The organism is Plasticicumulans sp. (assembly GCF_035331805.1).
In the GTDB taxonomy this organism is placed as follows: Bacteria; Pseudomonadota; Gammaproteobacteria; order Competibacterales; family Competibacteraceae; genus Plasticicumulans.
Window position 1 is genome coordinate 1 of sequence record NZ_DAOLKE010000279.1, and the last position, 4757, is coordinate 4757.

General features: G+C 70.6%; 4 protein-coding genes. 1 reads left to right on the forward strand and 3 read right to left on the reverse strand.

The features are described from left to right. Window positions 1-63: 63 nt before the first annotated feature. The 3 genes from PKE44_RS15205 to guaB all read right to left on the reverse strand — a co-directional run bounded on the left by PKE44_RS15205 (window position 64) and on the right by guaB (window position 3718). Complete coding sequence (locus PKE44_RS15205; protein WP_324552703.1) at window positions 64-405, reverse strand: DUF1840 domain-containing protein; 342 nt, start codon at window positions 403-405, stop codon at window positions 64-66. Window positions 406-522: 117 nt separating this feature from the next. Next, entirely contained in the window at window positions 523-2103 is a 1581-nt protein-coding gene (guaA, locus tag PKE44_RS15210; protein ID WP_324552706.1) for a glutamine-hydrolyzing GMP synthase, read from the reverse strand. Between the two features lie 151 nt (window positions 2104-2254). Next, the gene (gene guaB / locus PKE44_RS15215; protein ID WP_324552714.1) at window positions 2255-3718 is read right to left on the reverse strand and encodes an IMP dehydrogenase; all 1464 of its coding nucleotides are present in this window, start codon (window positions 3716-3718) and stop codon (window positions 2255-2257) included. Between the two features lie 185 nt (window positions 3719-3903). Between guaB and xseA the strand changes: the two genes are divergently transcribed. After that, a partial coding sequence (gene xseA / locus PKE44_RS15220; RefSeq protein WP_324552709.1) for an exodeoxyribonuclease VII large subunit occupies window positions 3904-4757 on the forward strand: 854 nt, incomplete at its 3' end.

Genomic DNA, 4757 nt, shown 5'->3' on the forward strand with positions numbered 1-4757 from the left:
CAGGCAGTCGCGACCGACTCCTACGTGATGTGGGCGCCGCGGCGCCGGTCGCTGCGTCCGGACTCACGGCCCCCACATCACGTAGGAGTCGGTCGCGACTGCCTGCTTCAGCAGCTCGATCAGCGGCACGGCGCGCGTCGAGAGCGCCGGGCCGGGCGGCTCGGCGTCGTGGCCTTCGGCCTTGGCTTCCTCGGCGTCGGCTTCGGCGGCCTCGGTGGCCGCGGCGTCCTGCACCTTGCGCGCCTCGATCGCGGCTTCGAGCTTCGCGAGCGCGCCGGGGACATCCTCGGCCATCAGTGCGCCCTTCTCGCTGCCGCTGGTCCCCATCAGCCGCAGCAGTTCCTGCGCGTGCTGGCCGAACATCTGGATGCTGCCGGTGTTTTCACCACGGAACTTGATCAGCACGGGATGCGCCTCCTGTCAGACTCCCGTCGGAATGCAGGAGCCGGCCGGTCCGGTCCGGGGCGCCCGGCCCGGTGAATCACCCGGGACGGGCGCCAGCCTCTGGCCGCCGGCGGCCGGTCACTCCCACTCGATCGTCGCCGGCGGCTTGCCGGACACGTCGTAGACGACGCGGGAGATGCCGTCGATCTCGTTGATGATCCGCCGCGACACCAGTTCCAGAAAATCGTAGGGCAGGTGCGACCAGCGCGCGGTCATGAAGTCGATGGTCTCGACGGCGCGCAGCGCGATCACCCAGTCGTACTTGCGGCCATCGCCCATGACGCCGACCGAGCGCACCGGCAGGAAGACGGCAAAGGCCTGCGAGGTCTGGTCGTAGAGGCCGGCGCGGCGCAGTTCCTCGATGAAGATGTGATCGGCGCGGCGCAGCAGCTCGGCGAATTCCTTCTTCACCTCGCCGAGGATGCGCACGCCGAGGCCGGGGCCGGGGAAGGGATGGCGGTAGACCATCTCGTGCGGCAGGCCGAGTTCGACGCCGAGCTTGCGGACTTCATCCTTGAACAGCTCGCGCAGCGGTTCGAGCAGCTTCAGGCGCATGTGCGCCGGCAGGCCGCCGACGTTGTGGTGCGACTTGATCACGTGCGCCTTGCCGGACCTGGCGCCGGCCGATTCGATGACGTCCGGGTAGATCGTGCCCTGCGCGAGCCACTTCGCCGCCACCAGCCGGTTGGCCTCCTCCTCGAAGATCTCGACGAACAGGCCGCCGATGATCTTGCGCTTGGCCTCGGGGTCGGTGACGCCGGCGAGTGCGGCGAGGAAGCGTGCCTCGGCGTCGACGCGGATCACGCGCACGCCCATGTGGCGCGCGAAGGTCGCCATGACCTGATCGCCCTCATGCAGGCGCAGCAGGCCGGTGTCGACGAACACGCAGGTGAGCTGGCGGCCGATGGCCTTGTGCAGCAGCGCCGCGACCACCGAGGAATCGACACCGCCCGACAGGCCGAGGATGACCTCGTCATCACCGACGCGGGCGCGGATGTCGGCGAGCGCATCCTCGATGATGTTGCCGGTGGTCCAGAGCGCCTCGCAGCCGCAGATGTCGAGCACGAAACGCGCGAGGATGCGCGCGCCCTGGCGCGTGTGCGTGACCTCGGGGTGGAACTGCACGGCGTAGTAGCCGCGATCCTCGTCGGCCATGCCGGCGAGCGGCGCCGAGGCCGTGCTGGCGATGCACTTGAAGCCGGGCGGCAGCTCGCTGACGCGATCGCCGTGGCTCATCCACACGTCGAGCAGGCCGTAGCCTTCGGGCGTCGTGTGATCCTCGATGTCGCGCAGCAGCTGCGAATGGCCGCGCGCGCGCACCTGCGCGTAGCCGAACTCGCGGTGATCGGAGCTTTCGACCCGGCCGCCGAGCTGCGCGGCCATGGTCTGCATGCCGTAGCAGATGCCGAGCACCGGCACGCCGAGTTCGAACACGGCCTGCGGGGCGCGCGGCCCGCCTTCGACCGTCACCGACTCCGGACCGCCGGAGAGCACGATGCCGCTCGGGCGGAAACGGCGCACGTCGGCATCGCTCACGTCCCACGGATGGATTTCGCAGTAGACGCCGATCTCGCGCACGCGCCGGGCGATCAGCTGCGTGTACTGCGCGCCGAAGTCGAGGATCAGGATGCGGGACTGGTGGATGTCGCGGGTGGTCATGGCGGCGGCCGGGGGCTGGAGGGGCGTGGGGAGCGGCGGTGGTGAAAACGCCGCGAGGGGTGATCCTGCCACCCCTCGCCGTTCGGGTTGTGCCGCTCGGGCGGCGGCGTGCTTCTTTGCCGGGCAGTGCGTGCCGCAAGCCGCGGGCGGCTCAGCTGACGCGGTAGTTCGGGGCTTCCTTGGTGATCTGCACGTCGTGCACGTGCGATTCGCGCATGCCGGCGCCGGTGATGCGCACGAACTCGGGGCGGGTGCGCATGTCGTCGAGCGTCGCGCAGCCGACGTAGCCCATGCTCGAACGCAGGCCGCCCATCAGCTGGTGCACGATCGCCGACATCGGCCCCTTGTACGGCACGCGGCCCTCGATGCCCTCGGGCACGAGCTTCTCGACGGCGCTGGCGTCCTGGAAGTAGCGATCGGCCGAACCCTGCGAACCGGCCATCGCGCCGAGCGAACCCATGCCGCGGTAGGCCTTGTACGAGCGGCCCTGGAACAGCTCGACCTCGCCCGGGGCTTCCTCGGTGCCGGCGAGCAGGCCGCCGACCATGACCGCGTAGGCGCCGGCGACGATGGCCTTGGCGAGATCGCCGGAATAGCGGATGCCGCCATCGGCGATCAGCGGGATGCCGGCGGTCTTCAGCGCTGCGGCGACATTGGCGACGGCGCTGATCTGCGGCACGCCGACGCCGGCGACGATGCGCGTCGTGCAGATCGAACCCGGACCGATGCCGACCTTCACCGCATCGGCGCCGGCCTCGGCGAGCGCGATCGCGGCATCGGCCGTGGCGATGTTGCCGCCGATGACCTGCACGTCCGGGAACTGCGACTTGACCCAGCGCACGCGCTCGAGCACGCCCTGCGAGTGGCCGTGCGCGGTGTCGACGACGATCACGTCGACCCCGGCACCGACCAGCGCCGTGACCCGCTCGTCGGTGCCGGCACCGGTGCCGACCGCGGCGCCGACGCGCAGCCGGCCCCGGCTGTCCTTGCAGGCGTTCGGGAAGTCCGAGGACTTCTGGATGTCCTTCACGGTGATCATGCCGCGCAGCTGGAAGCGGTCGTTGACGACCAGCACCTTCTCGATGCGGTGGCGGTGCAGCAGCGCGATGACTTCCTCGCGCGAGGCGCCCTCGCGCACGGTCACCAGACGCTCCTTCGGCGTCATGATGCGGCTGACCGGCGCATCGAAGTTGGTCTCGAAGCGCAGGTCGCGGCTGGTGACGATGCCGACCAGATCCTCGCCATCGACCACCGGCACGCCGGAGATGCCGTTGGCGCGCGTGATCGCCAGCACCTCGCGGATGCTCAGCCGCGGCGAGACGGTGATCGGATCGGAGATGACGCCGGCCTCGAACTTCTTGACCCGGCGCACCTCGGCGGCCTGCTGCTCGGCGGTCATGTTCTTGTGCACGATGCCGATGCCGCCTTCCTGCGCCATCGCGATCGCCAGCCGGGATTCCGTCACCGTGTCCATCGCCGCCGAGACCAGCGGCAGGTTCAGCGTGATCTCGCGCGTCAGGCGCGTGGCGAGCGACACGTCCTTGGGCAGGACCGTGGAATGCGCGGGCAGCAGCAGCACGTCATCGAAGGTGAGTGCTTCCTGAACGATACGCAGCATGGGGGGAATCCTGAGCCGGCGATAAGGAAGCGGCGAAGTATAACGGTCTGACGCAAGGGCGGAACAGGCCGGCGCGTCCGGTCGTCCGCATTTGGCTGCGGTGCAGCACGACATGGCTGTGGCAGGCTGCACGCCCCGCCCTGCCCACACCTCACGCCCATCCGGCCCGGAGCCTGCCGCCGATGAACGAACCCGTCGTGCCCGCCCGCGACATCGTCAGCGTCTCGGCGCTGGTGCGTCAGGCCCGCGGCCTGCTGGAGATGAACCTGCCGATGCTGTGGGTCGAGGGCGAGATCTCCAACCTCGCGCGCCCGGCCTCGGGGCATCTGTACTTCACGCTGAAGGACGAGTTCGCGCAGGTGCGCTGCGCGATGTTCCGCACCCGCGCGCTGCTGCTGCGCGAAGCACCCGCCAACGGCCGGCAGGTGCTGGTGCGTGCGCGCGTGACGCTGTACGAGGCGCGCGGCGAGTTCCAGCTCGTGGTCGAATCGCTCGAACCGGCCGGCGAGGGCCGCCTGCGCCGCGCCTTCGAGGCGCTGCGCGCGCGCCTCGAAGCCGAGGGCCTGTTCGATGCCGCACACAAGCGTGCGATTCCGCGGCTGGCGCAGCGCATCGGCGTCCTCACCTCGCCGGCCGGCGCGGCGCTGCGCGACGTGCTGACGACGCTTGCACGGCGCGCGCCGCAGATCCCGGTCATCGTCTATCCGGTGCCGGTGCAGGGCGATGGCGCCGCCGCGAAGATCATCGCGATGCTGAAGACCGCCGCTGCGCGCGCCGAGTGCGACGTGCTGCTGCTCGTGCGCGGCGGCGGCTCGCTCGAAGACCTGCAGGCCTTCAATGACGAGGCGCTGGCGCGGGCCGTGCGCGCCTGCCCGATCCCGGTGATCGCCGGCATCGGCCACGAGACCGACGTGAGCATCACCGATCTGGTCGCCGACCTGCGCGCCGCGACCCCGACCGCCGCCGCGGTCGCCGCCAGCCCCGACACCGCCGACTGGCGCGAGCGCACCACGCGCCTGACGCTGCGCCTGCACGG

What these genes read in the sequence shown, in the direction of transcription:
- guaA (WP_324552706.1), bottom strand. Translation starts at nt 2,103, where the DNA reads ATGACCACCCGCGACATCCACCAGTCCCGCATCCTGATCCTCGACTTC.